Origin of the sequence: Bacillus sp. (in: firmicutes), from assembly GCF_031983925.1 — a bacterium.
In the GTDB taxonomy this organism is placed as follows: Bacteria; Bacillota; Bacilli; order Bacillales; family Bacillaceae_G; genus Bacillus_A; species Bacillus_A pacificus.
The window spans coordinates 53,901-72,353 of the sequence record NZ_DALYZR010000016.1 but is presented as its reverse complement, the minus strand read 5'-3'; the positions used below and the strand labels follow the sequence as shown (position 1 = coordinate 72,353).

At 34.3% G+C, this 18,453-nt stretch carries 24 protein-coding genes and 1 pseudogene; 22 read left to right on the top strand and 3 right to left on the bottom strand.

The features are described from left to right. A partial coding sequence (locus RTP99_RS25605; RefSeq protein ID WP_312368075.1) for a hypothetical protein occupies nucleotides 1-406 on the top strand: 406 nt, incomplete at its 5' end. Between the two features lie 152 nt (nucleotides 407-558). Further along, the gene (locus tag RTP99_RS25600) at nucleotides 559-825 is read left to right on the top strand and encodes an ArsR/SmtB family transcription factor (RefSeq protein WP_000661864.1); all 267 of its coding nucleotides are present in this window, start codon (nucleotides 559-561) and stop codon (nucleotides 823-825) included. A gap of 245 nt (nucleotides 826-1,070) precedes the next feature. On the opposite strand, the gene RTP99_RS25595 is transcribed toward RTP99_RS25600, so the two are convergent. Then, nucleotides 1,071-1,394, bottom strand: coding sequence for a winged helix-turn-helix transcriptional regulator (locus RTP99_RS25595; RefSeq protein ID WP_001072964.1), 324 nt, complete (start codon nucleotides 1,392-1,394; stop codon nucleotides 1,071-1,073). Between the two features lie 124 nt (nucleotides 1,395-1,518). On the opposite strand from RTP99_RS25595, the gene RTP99_RS25590 reads away from it, so the two are divergent. The 7 genes and pseudogenes from RTP99_RS25590 to RTP99_RS25560 all read left to right on the top strand — a co-directional run bounded on the left by RTP99_RS25590 (nucleotide 1,519) and on the right by RTP99_RS25560 (nucleotide 6,840). Beyond that, a complete protein-coding gene (locus RTP99_RS25590) occupies nucleotides 1,519-2,052 on the top strand; it encodes an NAD(P)H-dependent oxidoreductase (protein ID WP_029141166.1) in 534 nt (177 codons plus the stop codon). Nucleotides 2,053-2,185: 133 nt separating this feature from the next. Then, the gene (locus RTP99_RS25585; protein ID WP_001259958.1) at nucleotides 2,186-3,685 is read left to right on the top strand and encodes a class I adenylate-forming enzyme family protein; all 1,500 of its coding nucleotides are present in this window, start codon (nucleotides 2,186-2,188) and stop codon (nucleotides 3,683-3,685) included. A 164-nt stretch (nucleotides 3,686-3,849) separates the two neighbouring features. After that, complete coding sequence (locus RTP99_RS25580) at nucleotides 3,850-4,398, top strand: GNAT family N-acetyltransferase (RefSeq protein WP_000985514.1); 549 nt, start codon at nucleotides 3,850-3,852, stop codon at nucleotides 4,396-4,398. A 159-nt stretch (nucleotides 4,399-4,557) separates the two neighbouring features. Beyond that, nucleotides 4,558-5,121 carry a GNAT family N-acetyltransferase gene (locus tag RTP99_RS25575; RefSeq protein ID WP_000775365.1) on the top strand — a complete coding sequence of 188 codons (564 nt, stop codon included), beginning with the start codon at nucleotides 4,558-4,560 and terminating at the stop codon, nucleotides 5,119-5,121. After that, nucleotides 5,118-5,261: pseudogene (locus RTP99_RS25570) on the top strand (SDR family NAD(P)-dependent oxidoreductase); the annotation flags it as partial. The gene RTP99_RS25575 and the pseudogene RTP99_RS25570, both read left to right, overlap by 4 nt. Continuing rightward, complete coding sequence (locus RTP99_RS25565; RefSeq protein ID WP_061529186.1) at nucleotides 5,234-5,929, top strand: GNAT family N-acetyltransferase; 696 nt, start codon at nucleotides 5,234-5,236, stop codon at nucleotides 5,927-5,929. The pseudogene RTP99_RS25570 and the gene RTP99_RS25565, both read left to right, overlap by 28 nt. 11 nt (nucleotides 5,930-5,940) lie before the next feature. Further along, nucleotides 5,941-6,840, top strand: a complete 900-nt coding sequence (locus tag RTP99_RS25560) for a PhzF family phenazine biosynthesis isomerase (RefSeq protein ID WP_000849357.1) — start codon at nucleotides 5,941-5,943, stop codon at nucleotides 6,838-6,840. A 32-nt stretch (nucleotides 6,841-6,872) separates the two neighbouring features. Here RTP99_RS25560 and RTP99_RS25555 read toward each other — a convergent pair whose 3' ends face one another. Further along, nucleotides 6,873-7,082: a hypothetical protein gene (locus tag RTP99_RS25555; RefSeq protein WP_000801653.1), complete on the bottom strand. Its 210-nt coding sequence runs from the start codon at nucleotides 7,080-7,082 to the stop codon at nucleotides 6,873-6,875. 175 nt (nucleotides 7,083-7,257) lie between these two features. Here RTP99_RS25555 and RTP99_RS25550 point away from each other — a divergent pair, with 175 nt between their 5' ends. The 3 genes from RTP99_RS25550 to RTP99_RS25540 all read left to right on the top strand — a co-directional run bounded on the left by RTP99_RS25550 (nucleotide 7,258) and on the right by RTP99_RS25540 (nucleotide 9,639). Beyond that, nucleotides 7,258-8,097 carry an aminoglycoside phosphotransferase family protein gene (locus tag RTP99_RS25550; protein ID WP_011040540.1) on the top strand — a complete coding sequence of 280 codons (840 nt, stop codon included), beginning with the start codon at nucleotides 7,258-7,260 and terminating at the stop codon, nucleotides 8,095-8,097. A 133-nt stretch (nucleotides 8,098-8,230) separates the two neighbouring features. Further along, on the top strand, nucleotides 8,231-9,055 hold the full coding sequence (locus RTP99_RS25545; protein ID WP_000801084.1) for an MBL fold metallo-hydrolase: 825 nt from the start codon (nucleotides 8,231-8,233) through the stop codon (nucleotides 9,053-9,055). Between the two features lie 17 nt (nucleotides 9,056-9,072). After that, nucleotides 9,073-9,639, top strand: a complete 567-nt coding sequence (locus RTP99_RS25540; RefSeq protein ID WP_001094897.1) for an SGNH/GDSL hydrolase family protein — start codon at nucleotides 9,073-9,075, stop codon at nucleotides 9,637-9,639. Between the two features lie 45 nt (nucleotides 9,640-9,684). Here RTP99_RS25540 and RTP99_RS25535 read toward each other — a convergent pair whose 3' ends face one another. After that, a complete protein-coding gene (locus RTP99_RS25535) occupies nucleotides 9,685-10,101 on the bottom strand; it encodes an SRPBCC family protein (protein WP_000951537.1) in 417 nt (138 codons plus the stop codon). Nucleotides 10,102-10,235: 134 nt separating this feature from the next. Here RTP99_RS25535 and RTP99_RS25530 point away from each other — a divergent pair, with 134 nt between their 5' ends. From RTP99_RS25530 to RTP99_RS25485, 10 genes are all read left to right on the top strand, one after another. Further along, entirely contained in the window at nucleotides 10,236-11,297 is a 1,062-nt protein-coding gene (locus tag RTP99_RS25530; RefSeq protein WP_000176632.1) for an oxidoreductase, read from the top strand. A gap of 32 nt (nucleotides 11,298-11,329) precedes the next feature. Beyond that, complete coding sequence (locus RTP99_RS25525) at nucleotides 11,330-12,067, top strand: GntR family transcriptional regulator (RefSeq protein WP_000146300.1); 738 nt, start codon at nucleotides 11,330-11,332, stop codon at nucleotides 12,065-12,067. Nucleotides 12,068-12,427: 360 nt separating this feature from the next. Next, the gene (gene spxA, locus RTP99_RS25520) at nucleotides 12,428-12,823 is read left to right on the top strand and encodes a transcriptional regulator SpxA (protein WP_000261188.1); all 396 of its coding nucleotides are present in this window, start codon (nucleotides 12,428-12,430) and stop codon (nucleotides 12,821-12,823) included. A 47-nt stretch (nucleotides 12,824-12,870) separates the two neighbouring features. After that, nucleotides 12,871-13,005, top strand: coding sequence for a BA3454 family stress response protein (locus RTP99_RS25515; protein WP_000573534.1), 135 nt, complete (start codon nucleotides 12,871-12,873; stop codon nucleotides 13,003-13,005). A 163-nt stretch (nucleotides 13,006-13,168) separates the two neighbouring features. Then, entirely contained in the window at nucleotides 13,169-13,582 is a 414-nt protein-coding gene (gene saiR, locus RTP99_RS25510) for an Rrf2-family transcriptional regulator SaiR (protein ID WP_000093222.1), read from the top strand. A gap of 127 nt (nucleotides 13,583-13,709) precedes the next feature. After that, on the top strand, nucleotides 13,710-14,045 hold the full coding sequence (locus RTP99_RS25505; protein WP_000950599.1) for an IDEAL domain-containing protein: 336 nt from the start codon (nucleotides 13,710-13,712) through the stop codon (nucleotides 14,043-14,045). Nucleotides 14,046-14,139: 94 nt separating this feature from the next. Beyond that, nucleotides 14,140-14,823 carry a DUF3888 domain-containing protein gene (locus tag RTP99_RS25500; RefSeq protein ID WP_000694048.1) on the top strand — a complete coding sequence of 228 codons (684 nt, stop codon included), beginning with the start codon at nucleotides 14,140-14,142 and terminating at the stop codon, nucleotides 14,821-14,823. A 1,013-nt stretch (nucleotides 14,824-15,836) separates the two neighbouring features. Continuing rightward, entirely contained in the window at nucleotides 15,837-17,156 is a 1,320-nt protein-coding gene (locus RTP99_RS25495; protein WP_001014187.1) for an aromatic amino acid transport family protein, read from the top strand. Between the two features lie 122 nt (nucleotides 17,157-17,278). Next, a complete protein-coding gene (locus RTP99_RS25490; protein ID WP_116733382.1) occupies nucleotides 17,279-17,686 on the top strand; it encodes an STAS/SEC14 domain-containing protein in 408 nt (135 codons plus the stop codon). Nucleotides 17,687-17,897: 211 nt separating this feature from the next. Continuing rightward, on the top strand, nucleotides 17,898-18,407 hold the full coding sequence (locus RTP99_RS25485; RefSeq protein ID WP_116733383.1) for a heme-degrading domain-containing protein: 510 nt from the start codon (nucleotides 17,898-17,900) through the stop codon (nucleotides 18,405-18,407). Nucleotides 18,408-18,453: the final 46 nt, after the last annotated feature.

The window sequence follows — 18,453 nt, the reverse complement described above, 5'->3', positions numbered from 1 at the left end:
AATAATGGGAATCAGGAAGGAAACAATGGAAGAGGTTCCCAAGGAAATAATGGGAATCAGCAAGGAAACAACGGAAGAGGGTCCCAAGGAAATAATGGGAATCAGGAAGGAAACAACGGAAGAGGATCGCAAGGGAATAATGGGCACCAGCAAGAGAATAATGGAAGAGATTCTCAAGGGAATAGTGGACATAAGCAAGAAAACAATGGAAGAGGATCGCAATAAGGAAAATTCCTACCACATAATATCGAGTGAAAGAAAAATGTATCCCGCTTTAATGGGTAGTAAGACCCCTACCTCAAAATTCAGCGAAAGTAAAGAAGTAAGATGGGGATCAACTGCCCATAAAAGCCCGATTGGTTCAACTAATAATCAGTGGGGGATGAAGAAAACCCCCACTGATTAAAGTTTCACTTTATAGAATATTGAACAGAGGGGGGGATTCTTTCCATCTGAAAAGATTTTTTATTTTTTTAAAATGACGGACACAAAATCGTATATCCTTTCGAATTATATATATGGATATCATTAATATTTATGTAAAAGGGGAGAAAAAATATGAAAGAAATGTATGAAGAAATCACTGAAGTATTGAAGGTATTAGCACATCCTGTCCGTTTATCATTAGTAAAAATAATGGTTGCAAAAGGTCCTATTAACGTAACGACAATGTATGAAATGTTACAAATGCCTCAAAGTACAATTAGTCAACATTTATCTAAACTAAAAGCTACTAAAGTCGTTACAGGTACTCGAAAAGGGTTAGAAATTTATTATGAAGTAACGGATAATCGTACAAAAGCGATATTATTAAGCTTGGCTTAATGGATAATTGTTTAAACTTCAAAATGAAGTAAGAAAGACATTCAGCGACTATAATTTTCTTATTAACATCAGCCGTGCGTTGTTGTTAATTTGTTTCATATACTTCTTTATTTGGGTCTTGCCGTATCACTATCAAGCTAATTCTTAAATGGACTATAAACATGAAAGTTTTTTATTAAGGTCTTTTTGTTAGCTTGATAGTGATGTGCTGTTCCCACCAGTATGTAAAGAAGTTGGTAGTTTTTTTAGTCATGTAATCTTTTCATTTGATGATCTTTTCCCCACTCAAATAGTTCATTCATAATTTGCATTAAAGATTTCCCGTATTCGCTTATTGTGTACTCAACCTTTGGTGGTACTTCTTGATATACAGTACGATGGATAATCCCATCAGCTTCAAGTTGCCGAAGTTGTTGAGTCAGAACTTTTTGCGTAATGTTTGGGATTTCTCGCCGGATTTCATTTGTGCGCATTTTTCCATCCATTAAAACACATAAAATATGAACTTTCCATTTTCCGCCGATTACATCGAGTGTCGTTGCAATTGGGCAGTCATCATTTTGATTCATATAACACCTCCACAGGTACTTTAAGGTTCCTATAGCACTTTAAAGTACGTACTTTTCAATTATATGTGACTCATTCATACTAATACGTAAAGGGTTGAATAATTTATAAAGGGGATGGAAGATGATGAAAACACTTGTAATTGTAGCACATCCTGATATTGAAAAATCAAAAATTAATAAAAGATGGATTGAAGAACTTGAGAAATATTCGGATGAAATTACGGTGCATGAATTATATAAAGCGGCACCGAATTGGGAGTTTAATGTGGAAGAGGAACAAAAGCTGTTAGTAGAACACGACCGATATATATTTCAATTTCCGCTATACTGGTACAGCTCACCACCATTATTAAAAAAATGGTTTGACGATGTATTAACATATGGATTTGCTTACGGATCAAAAGGAGATAAAGTGAAGGGGAAAGAATTTGGTGTAGCTATTTCGATAGGTGGATTAGAAAAAGACTATGAAAATAGTGGGATCACGATGGATGAGTTAACAAAACCATTTCAAGCTACATGCTTATATACAGATATGAAATTTATACCTTCGTTTTATTTATACGGTGCTGAATATAAATTAAGTGATGAAGAGATTGATAAAAGCGCACCGGAGTATGTACGATATGTGATGAATAAGGAGTATTCTAATATATAAGAGGGAATAGCCATTTACTTGTTAAGTAGATGGCTATTTTTATAAAATTTATATTCACTAAGTGTAATCTTTAGTAAATTAATAATTAATCTGGTAAAATAAAAAACCTAACATATATAAAGGGGAGTTTTACTTGAGAACGATGCAAAAATTATTACAAAAAAGAGCAATGCAATCACCAAATTTGGAAGCGCTTGTAGGGGGAGGGAAAAGGTATTCGTTTCAGCAGTATAATGAACGAGTAAATCAGCTTGCACATTATTTGTTACAGAGCGGTGTACAAAGAGGAGATCGTATTGGAATACTATGCAAAAATAATCATCCATTTCCAAGCGTTATGATGGCAAGTTTAAAAATCGGAGCGGTATGTATTCCACTAAATCATCAGCTTACTGCGTATGAATTAGAAACGATTGTAAAAGAAGCAAAATTAAAAGTGTTAGTTATTGATGAAGAGTTCCATGAAGCTTTAAAGATTGATGCTGTTAAAGAAATTCCTTATGTAATTCAAACGACAAAAGAAGGCTTTGGTTCATTTGAATTAACATTACAAGAACAGCCAAGTACAGAGCCGAACGTAGAAGTTCATGAAGATGATGATGCCATTTACTTATTTACTTCAGGAACGACTGGACAAGCAAAAGCATGTGTAATTGGACATAAAAACTTACATCATTATTTTGCAGAGATTGCAGGACAAAGAGAAATTCCGGCAGGAGAACGCTTTTTATCCGTGCATCCATTGTTCCATATGAGTGGCGTGCTTTCTATTTTAAATTGCATTTATCACGGTGTTACGATGATTTTCTTAGCTGATTCGAATCCTACTCTTATTTGGGATAAGATTGAAGAAGAGAAAATTACGACGATGCTTGCATTCCCAGCTGTTTATAGCTATATGCTTGATGAACTAAATAAAAAGGAACGAAACATTTCAACTTTTAAAGTAGCACAAAGCGGTGGAACAAAAGTGCCAGAAACACTCATCCAAAAATATATGGAAAAAGGAATATATATGGTGCAAGGCTATGGTAGTACAGAAGGTTGGGTTGTAACTTCATGGCATCCAATGATGGGAAAAGAAAAGATGTCTTCTGTAGGGAAAACCTTGAAACATGTAGAGGTGAAAATTGTTCATCCAGAAACAGGACATGAACTAACAACAAATGAAGTTGGGGAGATTCATGTAAGGAGTCCATATATGTTTAAAGGGTATTGGAATAATGAAAAGGCGACAAAGAAAGTAGTAAAAGATAATTGGTTTAACATGGGCGATGCTGGCATGATAGATGACGATGGATTCCTGCATATTATGGGAAGATATAAAGACGTTATCATACGCGGTGGTGATAACGTATATCCAGATCAAGTAGAAGATGTTATTCATGAAATACATGGTATTTTAGAAGTTGCAGTAGTTGGAGTTCCAGATGACTTTTGGGGAGAGGTTCCGACTGCGTATATTGTAAAAGATATGCAAACATCTTTAACGGAAGAAGAAATTATACAGCATTGTAAAGAAAAACTAGCAAGTTATAAAATACCAGAAGTTGTATTTATGGACAAATTACCGAAAAATGCTTTAGGGAAAGTGTTGAAGAGGGAATTAAGAGAAGGTGTACTTGTAAAATAAAAAATGATTAGGTGATGAGGAATCCAGTTATGTATAAAGCATAACTGGATTTTTGTTTATGATTCTGTTGATGGGTATTGTGAATGTTTAAAACTTTTTGTGTTTTTTAGTATAATATTGAAATTAAAGGAAGTTAATTGATTTCAGTACAAGGGGGAGAAATAATGGCTATAAAATTAGAAACTGAGCATTTATGTATAGAACCTTTTACCAATGATGATGTATGTAGAATTAGAGAATTGGCTAATGATAAGGAATTAGCTAATATTCTTGGGCTTCCGCACCCATATAAATTGGAGTTCGCGCAAGATTGGGTTGATATGCAACCAGAACTTATACGGAAAGGAATCGAATATCCTTTAGGAATTGTCTCTAAAGAATCAAGAGAAATTGTAGGTACAATTACATTAAGAATTGACAAGGGTAACAATAGAGGTGAACTTGGTTATTGGATTGGTAAGAATTATTGGGGAAAGGGTTTTGCAACTGAGGCTTTAAACAGGATGATTCAATTTGGCTTTATCGAATTAGGTTTAAATAAAATTTGGGCATCCGCCATTTCTAGAAACCGATCATCGATTAAGGTGTTAGAGAAATCGGGCTTACGTAAAGAAGGCACATTGAGACAAAATAGACTTTTATTAAATACATATGAAGATGTTGATGTGTATGGAATATTAAAGACAGAATACAAGGTTTTAAATCACAGATAAGTCTGGTAGTGTGATGACAAAAGGAAACCCTTCAGAACAGGGTTTCCTTTTGTATTTTAATAGAATCTTGTTTATCAAGAACATAATAATTTACTAGATTTTGTATTTTGTGTAAGATAATAAAGAAAATTCAAATATTAATTAAGGGAAGAGATGTAAATGAAGCTTCCGCTATTACAGGTAGAGACAGAGAGACTTATGATTCGTCCGTTCCAAAATGATGATTATGAAAATTGGTTAGATGGATTTCATAAGAGGTTACCATCGCAGTATACATATGACGATGGTTATCAAGTTATGGCATCATCAACGAAAGAATGGTTCACGGAATGGATAAGAGGTTTTGATGAAGCAGCACATCGAGATGAAATGTATGTATTAGGCATTTTTCGTAAAGAAGACGGAGCTAATATTGGTAAGCTAGAACTGATTAAAATTTTACGTATAGATTATCAGTGGGCAATGATGGGCTACTCTATTCATAATCAATATTGGAAAAATGGATATGGGGCAGAAAGTGTAAAAGCTGCGTTACCGTTATTTTTTAATCGTCTTCATTTTCATAGAATTGAATTACATATACGTGTTGATAATGAGCCATCCGTTCGTCTTGCGGAAAGAGCGGGTTTTTCATTTGAATGTAAGAGAGAGGCGTTTTCATTAGAGAATGGTAAGTGGGTGGATTTTCTTATTTATTTTAAAAATAAGGAGATGAATATATGAGAGTTTTAATTACAGGTGGAAATTGCGGATTAGGGTTACAGTTAGTAAAAGTGTTTCATGAAAATGGACATATCGTTTATCCGTTAGTTAGAACTGAGGCTGCGTTAACACAATTGAAGAAACAGAAGAAGATGTTTTGTATAATGTACAAACATATAAAGAAAAGATAAGTAGATTTGAAGAGGTTTGTTTTAATTGGGAGTTAAAAAGAGCGAGTATTGTATTAAACAAAAGGTTTAGTAGTTATAACTCAAGCGCAAAAGTGTTACTTGATGCCGGTTTTTCTTTGTATGCTGCAAAGATAGAAGTATGTAGAGAATTGAACAATGGAGAAGAGCTTGAAAGACAATATACATATCGATCAATAGCAGAAGGAACGTTATCGGAAAAAGATTTTAAATATATTTGGGAACAATGTATGTCGGGTTCAGGGAATCAAACTTCAATTTTAACTATCGATGAGCATTTTTATTCAGTGCAAACAGAGTTAGATAAGGGCTGGGAAAAGTCATGTATTGTTTTTTATGATAAAAATGAGCCGATTGGTATGTCTATACCCCATATAGAAACTGGAACAGAAAGTGAAGGACGATTATTTTACTTTGGGGTAATGCTTTATTATCGCGGGAAAGGAATTGCTTCTCGGTTGCACCTTCAATCGTTGCATATGTTAAAGGAAATGGGGGCTACTTATTACATCGGAAGCACGCATACATCGAATGAAAAGATGCAGAGGATATTTTGGAGAAATAATTGTTCGTTGAAAACGGAGATAGAGCTTTATTATAAAATTTTTAATGAGGGTTAGGGGAAAAGAAAATGAAGACTATAAATGTATTTCATTATGACGCATTTACGAATAAACCGAATATGGGGAATCCAGCAGGTATTGTATTAGAGGCAGATGGATTAACGGAAGAGGAAATGCAAATTATTGCTGAAAAAGTTGGATATAATGAAACAACTTTTGTTCTTTCCTCAGAAGTAGGAGATATAAGAATGCGCTACTTTACACCTGGTTTTGAAATGGATTTATGTGGTCATGGGACAGTAGGAACGCTATATGCCTTGCGCGAAAAAGGTTTATTAGAAGAGAAAAGTAACCTTACGATTGAAACGAAGGCTGGGATTTTACCGATACAAATAGGTGTAAATGAAAATGGAGAAACCTTTATTAAAATGAGGCAGGCAGCACCTCAGTTTAAAGAATTTACAGGTTCAAAAGAAGAATTAGCTCATAGTATCGGTTTAGAAGTAAATGATTTAGATGTAAGTTTACCGATTGTATATGGAAGTACTGGTAATTGGACTGTAATTGTACCGATTAAAAATCTAGATGCGTGTGAGAGAATGAACCCTAATAATGCTGCATTTCCATCAGTATTAAAAGAAATACCTAATGCTTCTATTCACCCAATTTGTCTAGAAACTTATGATGAACAGGCACAAATGCATGGACGTCATTTCTCATCGGCTTATGCTGGAACGATAGAAGATCCAGTGACAGGAACAGCTTCAGGTGTAATGGGGGCGTATTATGCGATGTATTTGGAAAAAGATTTTGACCATGAAATGGAGTTAATTGTTGAACAAGGACAGGAAATAAATAAAGATGGTCGTGTAACGGTATATGTAACGAAAGATGTAGAAAATGAGAAGTTACAAATAGATATTGCTGGAACAGCGGTGTATGTGAAAGAATTTGAAGTTTCAATATAAAAAAGAAAGCCCGGCATACATCCGGACTTTCATTATCTGTTCAATACTTCAATATACGAAGCATCGCCAGTTGTTCTTAAAGCAGAGCGGAAATTGTTGTTTTCTAACGTTTTAGCGACTTGTTGTAACTGCTGTGCATCATCATGATGGATAAGTAAGCTGTCAGCACCGCTTTCTTCTATATGAATGTGTTCGACATTTCCAATGGCATCATGTACAGCTTTTAAAAATTCAGGTTTCATATTGTCCTCCTATATGTATGTAACGTTTTTGTTAGTATTTCCTTATTTTTGAAATATAAAAGTAAATGTTTTTTTGTTATATTAAGATTTTTAGGAGGAATTCCTTTGTGTTTGTCAAATAATAGTAAAGTTGTCTTTTGAATTGATGGAATCTTCGGGATTAAAGGGTGAGGGAATGGACATTTCAGTAATCGCTGCACAACTAGTTAAGGAGAAAGTGATTTCACATGATCCAAATAGCATAAAAGTGTTAAACGGAGGAACGACAAGTACAGTGTATTTACTGGATGAAGAATATGTTGTAAAGCTGAATGAAGCGGAAGTAATACGTGAAGAAGCTAATTTTCTTTCTTTTTATGAGGGGAATACGTTGTTTTCGAAGCTTTTGTATAATGAACCTTTCCATAAGTATATTGTGTATTCTTTTCTTGAAGGTAGTACTTCTTGTGAACAAGGGGATAAACGAAGTACGCTTCGTACACTTGTAAAAGAAGTTATTAATAAGTATGAAAGAGTTTCAGATGTAGATGGCTGGGGATGGAAAGAAAATCCGGTTCAATCTTGGAATGAATTTTTAACGACAAATGTGATGGAAACTCATGAAAATGTAAAACGTTACATAAGTGAAGAAGAGTATAGAACGGTTCTTAAGTTAGCAAATAGGGACGCTGGAGTAGAGCAGCCATTTTTATTACATGGGGATCTTGGATTTCATAACTTTATATTTCAAGAGAATAAGCTGCACGGTGTAATTGATCCCTTGCCAGTGTTAGGAGATCCTATATACGATTTAATTTATGCGTTTTGTTCCACTCCGGAAGATTTAACGAAAGAAACGATTGATTATGTGATGAAACAGTGTGTATTTCATAAAAAAGACCGTGATTTATATGAAGAAATAGTTATAGGCTTATATTTGCGTATAGATACATGTTTACGGCACCACCCGAAAGATTTAGAAGGTTATTTAGCAGCTTGGCGTTATTGGATGGGCGAGGTTGAAGCTGCTTTATAGCACAAATATTTTGGGGGGATCGTGAAATGAATGTTTCAGAAACGAAAAAGGATTTACTGTAATTCCATTATCATTTTATTAATTGAAAATAAAAAATCAGCTTAATAAAAATATAGGGATAGGGGAAATGATCATGAAAAATTATGTTTGCACAACGTGTGGTGTGCAGTATGCAGCGAGTGTAGAAGAACCGGTGAGTTGTCATATTTGTGATGAAGAAAGGCAATATGTGAATCCGAAAGGGCAGTCTTGGACGACGCTAGAAAGCTTACAAACAGGTGATACATATAAAAATGAAATAATCGAAGAGGAAAACGAGCTTTATAGTATTACGACAAAACCAGGGTTTGCGATCGGTCAAACGGCATATGTAGTGAAAACAGAGTCATATCGTTTACTGTGGGACTGCATTACTTATTTAGATGAAATGACAATTACGAAAATAAAAGAGCTTGGCGGATTAGATGCGATTGCATTGTCTCATCCTCATTATTATTCAACGCAAGTAGAATGGGCAGAGACATTTGATGTACCAATTTACATACATGAAGATGATAAAGAGTGGGTGATGCGCCCGAGTAGTCGTATTATTTATTGGTCTGGTGAGTCTTTACAATTAGCGGATGGATTGGTCATTCATCGTTTAGGTGGTCATTTTAAAGGAGGATCTGTCTTACATTGGGAAGAAGGTAATGACGGAAAAGGAATTTTGTTAACAGGCGATATTATACAAGTTGTAGCAGATGAGCGATGGGTAAGCTTTATGTACAGCTATCCAAACTTAATTCCATTACCAGCGAGAAAAGTGGAAGAAATGGTGAATCGAGTAAAGCCGTTACAATTTAATCGGTTATACAACGCTTTTCATCGTGTAGTAAAAGAAAATGCAAATGAGGCAGTGGAACGTTCTGCTGAAAGATATATGAAGGCGATAGAAGGAAAATTATTTCATACGTAAAAGGAGAGTTAGACTTTATGAATACGTTAGTATGCTTCGGTGATAGTATTACAGCTGATGAAACGTTTTTTGATGGAACACCGAGGTTAACACCGCGTTTGCAAGAGATGTTTCCGAATTGGAAGGTGGTAAATGCGGGGGTTCCGGGTGATAATACGTTCGATGCGTTACATAGAATTGAAGAAGATGTATTATCACATAAACCAGATTTCGTAACAGTTTTTCTTGGCACGAATGATGCAGTTTCTTTTTCACAAGGATCATTACAAGTATATAAAGAAAACTTAGAGAAGATTGTGAAGCGGATTTCGTCAGATAAAGTACTGCTTATCAGTCCCGCGCCAGTTGATGAGGAAAGACAGCGCAATAGAACAAATAAAGTGCTCGGTCAGTATGCAGACGTGGTAGAGAAAGTGGCGAAAGAAACAGGAAGCTATTTTCTAAATTTGTACGCCGAAATGATTCAGGAACGGAATTATAAAAGGTTTGTAGAAAATGATGAAAGAGATGGGTTACACTTTGGATCAGAAGGCTATGAGTATGTAGCGAAGTTGATTGGTGAAAAGTTAAAAGGGATTTTATAAAAAAGCAAAGCGATATCGCTTTGCTTTTCGTTGTTTTTTAGTAGTTCAATCTAAAAATGCTTGCTGCAATGCTTTGAGCCCATCGCTGTAAATACCATGAAACAGATTTATTGCCTCTTCATCACTAACCTCAACAGGAGTGAACGTACCAAACCACTCTACTAATGATGTTTTACTTTCAGCACCTTCTTTAACCCGGATTGTGGACTCATAATTAGTGACTGGGAATGGTGAATTCATGATTGAATACGTGTAGTACCGTTCCTTATCATTGAATACTTCTAAACGTTCTATAATCGTATCACCATCTGGATTAGCTAGGTGACGTACACGACCGCCTTCAGTTAATTTACTGCTAGGTATATAAGGTAACCAGTCTGGAAGGGAGTTGAATCCTCCAATTAATTGCCATACTTGTTTAGGTGAACCGAAAATTTCCATAGATGTAGTAGTGTGTGCCATATTTGTTATGCTCCTTTTTAACCTGAATTTTTTTATTTAATATATAATTTATAAATCAAAACTATATACTTTTTATAACTAAACTATATAATAAATATAGAAACAAAAATTTATGAGCAAGGAAGTTGAAGAACGTGACATTAACAATGGGCTTTATTGGATTTGGAAAGTCAGCTAACCGCTATCACTTACCTTATGTAAACACACGTAATAATATAAAAATAAAAACGATTTTTGTACGTCAAATAAATGAAGAATTAGCAGCTCCATATGAGGAAAAAGGTGTTAGCTTTACTACTGATTTGGATGAATTGTTGAATGATAAAGAAATTCAAGTAGTGACGGTCTGTACGCCAGCACATACGCATTATGAATTCGCGAAAAAAGTTATACTTGCGGGAAAATCAGTTATCGTTGAAAAACCATTTTGCGATACAGTAGAACATGCGAAAGAATTGTTAGCTTTAGGACGAGAGAAAGGTGTAGTAGTTATGCCTTACCAAAACCGTCGTTTTGATGGTGATTTTTTAGCAGTGAAGCAAGTTGTGGAACAAGGATTCCTTGGTGATATTGTCGAGATTGAATCACATATTGATTATTTCCGTCCTGGTTCAATCACTCATGAAGCTCCAAAAGAAGAAGGCTCATTTTATAGTTTAGGTATTCATACGATGGACCGTATGATTTCACTATTTGGCCGTCCAGATACGGTGACATACGATATTCGTAATAATGAAGTGGAAGGTGCGGTTGATAATTATTTTGATGTTGGACTACATTACGGAAATAAGCTGAAAATTAAACTAAAAACGAACCATGTTGTAGCGAAAGATTATCCGCGTTTTATCGTTCATGGGACAAATGGATCGTTTATTAAATATGGTGAAGACCAGCAGGAAAATGATCTGAAAGCTGGTATTATGCCTGAGAGTGCAGGCTTTGGTGAAGATTCGCCGATGTACTATGGGGTTGCTAAATATCGCAATGCAAACGGTGATTGGATTGAAAAACAAATTAAAACGCCGCTTGGCGATTACGGTCGTTTCTATGATGCAGCGTATGAAACAATTGTAAATGGTGCACCAAAGCTTGTGAAAGACGAAGAAGCAATAACGAATATTGAAATTTTAGAAAACGGATTTGCTGCGCCATCACCTTCAGTTTACAAACTTGAGGCTTTACATTTGAATGAATAGAAGAGGGAATACAGCATAAAGGAGGTATGGAAATGGCAAGCGGATCAACACAAGTAAAATACCTCGGCATTTATCAAAAAATGAAACAGCAAATTTTAGATGGCGAATATAAAATCAACGAAAAAATTCCAAGTAGTCCTATACTTGCTGAAGAATTTGGCGTTTCAGTCCTGACAATAAAAAAAGCGCTGGATCTGTTAGTGAGAGACGGATACATTATCCGCCGGCGCGGAAGTGGAACAGTCGTTCAAGATTGGCGTCAGCAGGAAAAGGCACGAATGATTCAAACTTTAACAGGTACGAAAGCTGTTTATGGCAGCGAGGTAGAAAGTAAAATTATCGAGTTTACGATTGTCGGTGCCGATGAAATCATTGCTGAAAAATTGGGCATTTCAGTAGGGGATTTCGTATATAAAATCATTCGCCTTCGTATCATTCACAGTATCCCAACGATTATGGAGCATACATGGATGCCTATTGCGGTCATTCCAGGTGTTGAAGCTTCGGTTTTAGAGGAGTCGATCTACTCATACATTCAAAATAAACTAGGTCTTAAAGTGGGAACATCCGTTGTTAGGGTCAAAGGCATTCGCCCAGATGATAAGGAAAAGCAGTTTATGAACTTAACAAATCAAGATTTTCTAATGAGAGTGGAGCAGGTGGCCTATTTAACGGATGGACGAACTTTTGAATACTCTTATGCTGATCACCTGCCAGAAACCTTTGAATTTGAAACAGTTATTACTGCAAAAAGTTATAAAGAGGCATAAAAAATAGGTTGGGGCACGTATTGCCTCAACCTATTTTTGTGTCTTCAATAACGCTATGGGGGAAATTCACATAAAAAAATGATTAATTACTCCAAGACTTAACATTTGATTAATAGAACTGTAAGGTTTAAAATTACAGTAAGCTTTTTAGAAGTGAGTTGTCATCGTCTGTAAAATGTAGTTTCAACAAATGTATAGAAGAAGCATTTTAAAAGAAATGAATAATAGAGATAAATGAAACATTGCTGAATAACTAACATTACGTGAATTTGATTCTAAACTGTAATTTTTTTTAATACATTTCAGTAACCGATATTTAAAATGTGCATTTCATAAAAAAATTAAAGGAGTGAGTGAAATATGGTGGTTTTATATACAACAGCAAGCTGTAGTTCATGCCGAAAAGCAAAAGCATGGCTGGAGGAGAATCAAATTGATTATACTGAAAAAAATATCGTATCCAACTCTATGACAGTGGATGAACTTAAATCCATTCTTCGTTTAACGGAAGAGGGGGCTACTGAAATTATTTCAACTAGATCCAAAACTTTTCAAGACTTAAATATAAATATAGATGAGCTCTCGCTAAATGAATTTTATACATTAATCATTGAGCATCCGCTAATGTTGCGTCGTCCAATTATGCTGGATGAGAAAAGATTACAGATTGGTTTTAATGAAGAAGAAATTCGCAAATTTTTACCACGTAGCGTCCGAACATTTTTAAATATTGAACTGCAAAAGTTGGCTAATTAACAAGTAATATTTTTTAAGAAAAGTTTTTTGAAAGGAGGAAGCAGAAGATGATTGAAGTATGTGTTACAGTTAATTATAACGATAGAAATTATCAAACAAATGTTATTGTAAGCAAAGATACAGTGTGGAAAAAAATTAAACAGTTGGCAGAAGAACAAGTGAAGAAACAATGGAGTCTTTAAATGTATTGTAACTTAAAAAGCTAAATGAAGTTATGGAATCTATTTCTTTATGCTAAGAGTGGGTCTTATATGTTTTAACGTTTGGCTAATCTATCTGTAATGTTTATAGCTACAGTATGTGAATATAGGAGAAATAATTTTTTTGGATCGTAGGAGGAAAATAATGAGCAGCGACTTTACCTTGGCCATACACAGTTTAACTTATTTAGCTTTACAGCCAGACCGGATGTCAACAAGTAACGCTATTTCAGAAAGTGCAGGTGTTCACCCAGTACGCATTCGCAAAGTGCTAAGTTTGTTAAAAAAACATAAGTTTATACAATCGAAAGAGGGGACTGGTGGCGGTTTTATTTTTGCTCGAGATTTAAGTGAAGTTAACCTTTGGCATATATATCAGATAACCTCTGAAGGTGCGTTGCAGCCTAAGTGTCCTGAGTCAAATAATCAGTGTATTGTAGGTTCAAACATGCGAAAAGTTCTTTTCGCTATTTTCTTAGGTGCAGAAGAACATCTAGGTGAATACTTAAAGAACTATACAATGAAAGAAGTTGTTGATCTTATCAATCAAGAACGTTAAGCGGCTTACTTGTTATATAGAGCTGTAAGTTCTTGCTATTTAAATGTAATGGAAAATATTACAGTTTGATTTCGTTTTTATTCCTTGTTTATCGTTACAAAAAATATTTATAAGAAGGTGAAAAAGTATGTTGTCAAATAATAATCATGTTTTAAAAGTGGGAGATTGGGTTCGTGGAATATCAAATGAGGGCGAATTTATAGTTGGTTACATTGTATCACTTGATGAAGTGGAAGATGTAGTTACAGTTAGCATTGTGAAACGCGACGACAAGTACACAAAAAACGAAGCGATTTTACTCTTTAGTAAACATGTTAACAAACTCCCTGAATCAAAGGTAATCAATAAGGAGCAAATCCTTTATCTTATAGACCTTGCATTATTAACAGGAGACGAAGAATGGTTTATCGAGCTTTCTTCAAAATTAAACTCGATAAAAGAGCTAGTTAACGAGGGAGTTTAAAGGTTACATTATTGCCTTTTAATAGTTTGAATCGTGCAATAATCAATAATATCATCTCTTTTGTTGCACTTTAATAAAAGAGGTGATTGGTTGTATGAAAATAAAAATAATTAGCATCATATGTTTTCTGAGTTTTTTATTACCCTGTATTTCCGCTCAAGCAATTGTAAAAATAGAAAATAATAGAAATGAAAGCTTTGACATAGATTTAACCGGTTATGAACTTTATTCGTTTGGTGATTTTAATCAATTAGGTTATAAAATAACGCCACTTACTCAACTGTTTCTAGGGATAGTCCAAACAGAAGGTGAGTGGATTGATGAACCAAGATTATATATTAAGGGAAATAAAGGTTATTTTCATCTTTGGAAAGCAGACGGTACGAATGTTCTTTATACTGTTGAAAAGAGTGGCGGTTTTTGGAAAATTATAGATGTGAAAAGGAAGGAAATTAACAGAATACCCGTACCAAAACAGTTTTTAAAAGAAGTGGTCATTAATCTCTTATTAGAGCCGATAAGTAAAGAAGTTGAAAACTATTATAAGGAACCAAAACTTTGGTATCGAGGTTCTGAAAAAATACTTGAAATAAAAACAGATAAAACAAACAATATTTTTTATGTAACTGTTCAAATTCAAACTTTTGAGGGTGCGCATAATCCGCCTTATGGAGAGGACACAATTACTTTTCGTATAAAAGGAAACGATGTAAAAACGATTCGGTATAAACATAGAGATATTCCTGAAGAAGAGTTGAAAAAACTCGAATTAAGATGACTTTGAAATGATTTGTTTGCCCACTCCTGATAGTGATAATTATGTCAATGAGCTGCCTGATATGGGCAGCTCATTTTATTTTTTCGTGTAGCGTAGGTTTTTGTAAAATGTTAGCGGTCCTCTTATTGCTATGAATTAAAAAAGTATTTTTCCTAAAAATGTATATGAATGCAATAGTGATAATATATATCCTTAAAATTTGTTTGTACATTCAAAAAGATATTTCTTTTTAACTACGTTAATCATTTATCGGAATATCTTTTTTTGATTAAAATAATTTTTTGACAGAAAAAAATATAAGTATCTTTAAAATGAGTAACTTTGATAAGTATTGTATGACTGTATTTTATTTTAATTCATTCAGTTTTAAGCGCTAGGAACAAGGGTTGTGTACGAACTGTAAAATATTATCCATATAAAATTTTGTTCACTAAATATTTCTGAAAATATAAAAATATTAATTTTATAAATATACACGTTATAATGAGGGCGTCGAGAGAAATTTTATTATCTCTGGAGAAAATATAAAAAATGCGATTATAAGTAAGAAAGGTGTGTGGTTAGAGGCGAAATGTATGTAAAATGCTTCAGTGGCTTGTGTAATCAATACCATAAATGCTGCCGAAGCTATGAAAGTGATGTATAGAATTGAGAAAGAAATGCCTCATAAATGAAGAGAGGCCGGTTTAACTAAAATTACTTGTTACAAGTAATTTAGAGAAACCATTAAAGTAATACATTGTTATTAAAAATGTTGCAACGTATTTATGAAATCTATTCTATATTGTTCTCTTGAGCGGTCTTTATATAAGGAGTGGATAGTACGAGTAAACTTTTTTGTTAACGCTAACAATTATATTAGGACGCTATCTAGCGAATGTTTTAATTTGGATTCATTTTGATGAAGGACATACAATGTGGGGCAACTTGTAAGGCATTCATTTTCCGAAAAAGAAAAATATTCGTTAGCTATAAAGAGAGCCGCAGGAATAGATAAAAGGGGGAGTTATTATATGAACGGGAATACTGCAAAGAAAATAGAAGTTCAAGCTGAAAATACCGCACGAAAAAATGAGCAATATGCAGATCCGAAAAAGTGGCATAAGCAGGATACTACATGGGCACTCAGTCTATTTGGAACTGCAATTGGAGCAGGGGTGCTCTTTTTACCGATTAATGCAGGTTCAGGTGGATTATTATCGTTACTACTAATTACATTGCTTGCATATCCAGTTATGTATTACTCACATAGGGCACTTGCTAAAATGATATACGCTTCTAATTCTGCTGATGAGGGGATCACAGGTACAATTAGAGAGTATTTCGGAAATAAAGCGAGTATCATTTTTAACATCGTATATTTCGGTTCAATTTATACAATCGTACTAATGTATTCGGTTGCGCTTACAAACACTGCAAGTAGTTTTATCGTGCATCAATTGCACATGCCAGAACCTCCAAGGGCTATTTTATCACTTGTATTAGTTCTTGGTCTTATCGCTATACTGAATTTTGGTCAAGATATTACTGTAAAAGTCATGAGTATGCTAGTGTATCCTTTCATAGCTTCTCTATTATTTATCGCAATATCTTTAATTCCACAGTGGAATACGTCAATGCTTAGCTTTTCAGCTGTTTCTACTGCTTCAACAGGAACAGGATATTTTGGAACGATATTGATGATTTTACCAATCATCGTATTCTCATTTAATCATTCACCTATGATTTCATCATTTGTTGTGAAACAGAGAGCTACGTATGGAATCGAAGCTACTGATGCGAAATGTGCACAAATACAAAAAGTTTGTTACATCATGACATTCGTCGTAGTTATGTTCTTCGTTTGGAGTAGTGCACTGAGCTTAACTCCAGAGGATTTAAAAATGGCAAAAGAGCAAAACTTATCAATCCTTTCATATCTAGCGAATGAACTTAATTCACCTGTAATTACGATTGCCGCCCCAATCATTGCTTTTGTGGCTATTACAAAATCTTTCCTTGGCCATTATATCGGAGCATTTGAAGTAATGCGTGACATGATTATTAAGTTCGGTCAATCACGTGGAAAAGTAATTGAAGAAAAAACAATTAAGACAATCGTTCTTACTTTTGTTGTATTATCATGCTGGTTTGTTGCTTACACAAATCCAAGTATTCTTGGACTTATTGATTCTTTAAGTGGTCCATTAGTTGCTGCTATCTTATGTCTATTACCGATGTATGCGATTCAAAAAGTACCAGTACTAGCTAAATACAAAGGGAAAATGAGTAACGTATTTGTTATTATTGTAGGTGTACTTACTGTTTTAGCAAGTATTAAATCATTATTCTAATTCACGATTATTAGTTCGAATGAAAAATAGAACGATTTTGGGACAGGCTTCTCCGTTTGGAGGGTCTGTCCCTTTTTAATGCGTTACAGTTTTATTTTGTTGCTTTTAGGAGATAATTCCGCATAATTGTAGCTAAGGGAGATGATTTTAGGTTGAGTAAACTGAATGTTAGCACAACGGTTTCGGGAGATATAATTGTTACCCGTCTTATCGGCAAGATTAAAACAGATGATGTGTATGAATGGTTTAATGGTTTCGAGCAAGTTTGTCAGCAATTTATTTCCGAGGGACGGAAATACAAATTGTTGGTAGATAGAAAAGGCTATATACCAGATCATTTTTCTGTTCAAAAAGTATGGAAAGAGAAGTTTTTTAATGAAACGATTTTGAATCACAGTAAGGCAATTGCTTTTCTCCTTGAAGAAGGTGAGATCATGAATTATTTACAACAATCCAATACGAAAGAATCCGTAAAGTTTTTTGATGATTATAGACAAGCATTCCTTTGGTTGAATGAATATCCCATATGAAATTTTAGCGAACCAGTTGCGTAAGCAATTGGTTTTTTTAGCTTGTAATGTTGTTGATGTCTCTATACGAAATGTTTAGTACGTATAGCAGCATTTTAAGGGACATACATTTTGAATGCGTTAAATATAATTCTTATTAGCACCAAGAGGAAGAGAGTACTAGTAATATTGAAAGGTCATACGATAGAGTCACATAAATTGAAAAATATCCATGTGGCATAAAGTGAGTAAGGGGGATAAAGATATGAGTACTTCAAATTTGAATGAAATAAGTAAACAAATTTTAAAAGAGGAGGAAATACTTCAATTTTCCTCTTTTACAAATGAAGATGCCTTGCAACTAGGTTTATTTATCGTTGAAACAGCGAAGCAAGAGGGAAAATTGATTGCTGTTGATATAACGAAAAATGGTGTGCAATTATTTCATTTTAAGATGACGGGGACAAATGAGGAAAATACGAAATGGATTGAGCGTAAAAAACGAGTCGTTTCCCTGCATGATCGTAGCTCGTATTATATGCAAATACAAAGTGAAATAACTGGAGTCTCCTATAATGAAAAATATCTTTTAGATACTTCGGAATACGCTGCGTTTGGTGGATGTTTTCCTATCAGAATAAAAAACGTAGGGGTTATTGGAATGATAACCGTTTCAGGATTACCACCAGAAGAAGATCATGAATTGGTTATAAGAGCGGTTAAAAATCAATTGAAGCAATAATAAAAAGGCAAAAACGAACATATTCTTGTTCGTTTTTGCCTTTTTA

Coding starts and splice junctions, on each gene's coding strand:
- RTP99_RS25580 (WP_000985514.1), top strand. CDS start 3,850: ATGGCTATAAAATTAGAAACTGAGCATTTATGTATAGAACCTTTTACC.
- RTP99_RS25485 (WP_116733383.1), top strand. CDS start 17,898: ATGTGGCATAAAGTGAGTAAGGGGGATAAAGATATGAGTACTTCAAAT.
- RTP99_RS25505 (WP_000950599.1), top strand. CDS start 13,710: ATGTTGTCAAATAATAATCATGTTTTAAAAGTGGGAGATTGGGTTCGT.
- RTP99_RS25545 (WP_000801084.1), top strand. CDS start 8,231: ATGAAAAATTATGTTTGCACAACGTGTGGTGTGCAGTATGCAGCGAGT.
- RTP99_RS25595 (WP_001072964.1), bottom strand. CDS start 1,394: ATGAATCAAAATGATGACTGCCCAATTGCAACGACACTCGATGTAATC.
- RTP99_RS25525 (WP_000146300.1), top strand. CDS start 11,330: ATGGCAAGCGGATCAACACAAGTAAAATACCTCGGCATTTATCAAAAA.
- RTP99_RS25590 (WP_029141166.1), top strand. CDS start 1,519: ATGAAAACACTTGTAATTGTAGCACATCCTGATATTGAAAAATCAAAA.
- saiR (WP_000093222.1), top strand. CDS start 13,169: ATGAGCAGCGACTTTACCTTGGCCATACACAGTTTAACTTATTTAGCT.
- RTP99_RS25495 (WP_001014187.1), top strand. CDS start 15,837: ATGAACGGGAATACTGCAAAGAAAATAGAAGTTCAAGCTGAAAATACC.
- RTP99_RS25535 (WP_000951537.1), bottom strand. CDS start 10,101: ATGGCACACACTACTACATCTATGGAAATTTTCGGTTCACCTAAACAA.
- RTP99_RS25550 (WP_011040540.1), top strand. CDS start 7,258: ATGGACATTTCAGTAATCGCTGCACAACTAGTTAAGGAGAAAGTGATT.
- spxA (WP_000261188.1), top strand. CDS start 12,428: ATGGTGGTTTTATATACAACAGCAAGCTGTAGTTCATGCCGAAAAGCA.
- RTP99_RS25560 (WP_000849357.1), top strand. CDS start 5,941: ATGAAGACTATAAATGTATTTCATTATGACGCATTTACGAATAAACCG.
- RTP99_RS25500 (WP_000694048.1), top strand. CDS start 14,140: ATGAAAATAAAAATAATTAGCATCATATGTTTTCTGAGTTTTTTATTA.
- RTP99_RS25515 (WP_000573534.1), top strand. CDS start 12,871: ATGATTGAAGTATGTGTTACAGTTAATTATAACGATAGAAATTATCAA.
- RTP99_RS25555 (WP_000801653.1), bottom strand. CDS start 7,082: ATGAAACCTGAATTTTTAAAAGCTGTACATGATGCCATTGGAAATGTC.
- RTP99_RS25540 (WP_001094897.1), top strand. CDS start 9,073: ATGAATACGTTAGTATGCTTCGGTGATAGTATTACAGCTGATGAAACG.
- RTP99_RS25600 (WP_000661864.1), top strand. CDS start 559: ATGAAAGAAATGTATGAAGAAATCACTGAAGTATTGAAGGTATTAGCA.
- RTP99_RS25575 (WP_000775365.1), top strand. CDS start 4,558: ATGAAGCTTCCGCTATTACAGGTAGAGACAGAGAGACTTATGATTCGT.